The sequence below is a fragment of the Treponema sp. R8-4-B8 genome, from assembly GCF_054786175.1.
In genome coordinates, this window is record NZ_BDHE01000193.1 from 1 (window position 1) to 716 (window position 716).

Sequence of the window (716 nt, forward strand, 5' to 3'; positions counted from 1 at the left end):
CATTGCCGCCGATAGTAATGGTAAATGACGCGTCTCCTGTTCCATCGCCATTCGGCTCCGCGCAGGCGATCAGCCAGAAGACGGCAAGCGCCGCAAACCATAGTGCCGATAGGCGCATAGCCGATAGGCGCACTGCTGCCACGCTATTTCCTTTTTTCATTTTTCTTTCTTCTTTTTTCATTTTTTTAATCCCCCTTTATTTCATTATCACGCAACTGTGAATGTCTCCTTTTTAAATACCGGTGTTTTTCACTACGCATCCGCATAAGAAAAACGACCGTTTATTTTGCATTGATTAAGGACATTTGCTTTATTGAAATAAGGAAATAAAATGATTTATTAATAAGAATTTATGGTTGTATTTAATAACACGTTGTATTTTATAATTTTTTTATTGACAAAAAATGATATTTTTGATATTATTAAAAAGATATTTATGTTTTCCATAATAAATTAAAATGCTTAATTTAAACGGTCGTTTATTTTAAGCATATTTGACAGAAGTAAAAAGGAATGTGCTAGGTAAAAAGCTGACAATTTCTTTGAGTTGAGTATTATAAGAATTACTTTTATCCAAACGCCGCAATCCGATACTCGCGCTTTTCCCCGCTCGCAGGATCATCAAAAACCAGCGAATACGCCCTTAAAGCAAGGTTCCCTCCCGATAAAATTCCCTCTACGGCAAAGTACGAATACAACGGGTCGTTTTGAATTGG

The 716-nt window shown here is 36.6% G+C and carries 1 protein-coding gene; it reads right to left on the bottom strand.

What is annotated here, in order from left to right; translation table 11 throughout:
• Positions 1 to 181, bottom strand: a 181-nt coding sequence (locus tag ACYVRA_RS07830) for a hypothetical protein (protein WP_461252177.1), incomplete at its 3' end; no start/stop codon positions are given.
• Positions 182 to 716: the final 535 nt, after the last annotated feature.